Origin of the sequence: Halobacterium bonnevillei (genome assembly GCF_009831555.1) — an archaeon.
Classification (GTDB): Archaea; Halobacteriota; Halobacteria; order Halobacteriales; family Halobacteriaceae; genus Halobacterium; species Halobacterium bonnevillei.
The window spans coordinates 1-1,657 of record NZ_WUUU01000313.1; the positions used below are offsets into that span (position 1 = coordinate 1).

Consider the following 1,657-nt stretch of genomic DNA (forward strand, 5'->3'; position numbering starts at 1 on the left):
CCCGTATCCCTGTGTGCCTTGGGTAGTGCTCAGCCCTTCCTCTATCGGGGCAGTTGGTGATGGGTAACGTCCGGCTGCTCCTCGAACGCCGACTCGTCGGCGTACGCGGGCGGTTCGTACTCAGTCGGGAACGACGCGGCCGTCACCTCGCCGTCGTCTACGGTTAGCTCCAGCGTCTGCGTGCCGTCCTCGAAGGTCAACGCCGCGGTGACCTCGTCGCCGTCCGCTGTCACGGAGTCGACTCCCCCGAACGCCCCGTATTGGCCGTAGAGGCCGTACGAGTACGATTCGAGGGTTTCTTCCGCGTCGTGTTCTTCTCGCGAGAACCCCTCGGGGAACGCCTCGACGACTGCCTCGCGGCCGTCCGCGGAGAGCAAGTCGGCGGCGTCCGCGAACGCCCCGTCGGTGAATCGACTGACGAACTCTCGAGCAGTGGATTCGGCGCTGTCAGCTGCAGGGACCATCGCCAGACGGTTGCGTGAACTGATACAAATAGGTTCGTGGTCCTACATCACCGGCGGCGGCCGCTATCGTATCTCCGGGCTACGTGCGGCCGGCGATGACCTCGACGGCCGTCTCCTCGACGAGCGGTTCGTCGTGCGCGGCGAGTCGCTCCCGGACGTCCGCGGCGAACGCCGACTGGTCGGTGCCGAACGACGCCGGCGCGCAGAACGACAGCGAGAACACGTACCCGAGCGCGTCCTCGACGCTCCACTCCCGCCGCAGGTCGAACGTCCGCGTCTCTACGTCCGCGAACCCGTGCTCGGCGACGAGTTCGTCCCAGGGGTCGTCGTCGTGGCTCACCGGCCCGGTACGCTCGGGTACGTCGTCGATGTAGTCGGACGCCGCGTCGTGGATTGTCGCCTGCCAGTCCCGGGTTCCCCGGGTCAACCACTCGCGGTCGGTGACGATTGCGACGCCGCCGCCGTCGGCCGTCAGCGAGTGCAAGTGGTCGAGCGTTCGTCCCTGCTCCATCCAGTGGAACGCCCGTCCGATCGTCGCCAGTCGCACGGTCCCGATGTCGGCCGCCAGGCCCTGCAGGTCTGCGTCGGACCCGACGAGCCACTGGACGTTCCTCGCGCCCTCGCTGTCGGCGAACTCGCGGGCGTGGTCGAGCATCGCGGCGTTCGGGTCGACGCCGACGACGTCGCCGGTACGAGCGGCCAGCGGGACTGCGAGTTGGCCGGCGCCACACCCGAGATCGAGGACGCGCGTGTCGGCGTCGAGGCCGAAGTGTGACACGAGGTAGTCCAGCACTCGGTCGCCGTAACCGGGGCGGTGGGCGGCGTAGTAGGGTTCGGTGCTGTCGAACCGGTCGGCGGGGGCGTCAGCGGGCATCAACGTCGGCACGAACGACCCCCCAGACAAACAGTGCTTCGGCGCGCCTGGGGAGACGAAGTTCGACGCGCTCGGTGGAGACGAGTGTTCGGTAGAGACGAGGGAGTTTTTCCGCGCGCGGTCGAACTGTGAGTCATGGACGTGCGCGGCGAACGAGAGTGCAAATCCTGTGGAACGCGGTGGTCGTACTTCGAGACCGGGAGCGTGGCGTGTCCGGAGTGCGGGAGCGTGCGCAGCGTGGGCGTCGGCGAGCGCAGCCAGCACACCGACGGGAACGCCACGCTGGACCTCTCCGACGCCCAGCGCGCGGCGGCGGACG

Annotated in this window: 3 protein-coding genes; 1 reads left to right on the plus strand and 2 read right to left on the minus strand. The window is 68.4% G+C overall.

The features are described from left to right. Nucleotides 1-41: 41 nt before the first annotated feature. Complete coding sequence (locus GRX66_RS18785; RefSeq protein ID WP_159527824.1) at nucleotides 42-464, minus strand: hypothetical protein; 423 nt, start codon at nucleotides 462-464, stop codon at nucleotides 42-44. A 79-nt stretch (nucleotides 465-543) separates the two neighbouring features. After that, a complete protein-coding gene (locus GRX66_RS18790) occupies nucleotides 544-1,338 on the minus strand; it encodes a class I SAM-dependent methyltransferase (RefSeq protein ID WP_233745695.1) in 795 nt (264 codons plus the stop codon). Between the two features lie 135 nt (nucleotides 1,339-1,473). On the opposite strand from GRX66_RS18790, the gene GRX66_RS18795 reads away from it, so the two are divergent. Then, the coding region (locus tag GRX66_RS18795) for an endonuclease Q family protein (protein ID WP_233745696.1) at nucleotides 1,474-1,657 on the plus strand (184 nt) is incomplete at its 3' end.

Excerpts from the sequence above, each read along its gene's own strand:
- GRX66_RS18785 (WP_159527824.1), bottom strand. The coding sequence starts at position 464 with ATGGTCCCTGCAGCTGACAGCGCCGAATCCACTGCTCGAGAGTTCGTC.
- GRX66_RS18790 (WP_233745695.1), bottom strand. The coding sequence starts at position 1,338 with ATGCCCGCTGACGCCCCCGCCGACCGGTTCGACAGCACCGAACCCTAC.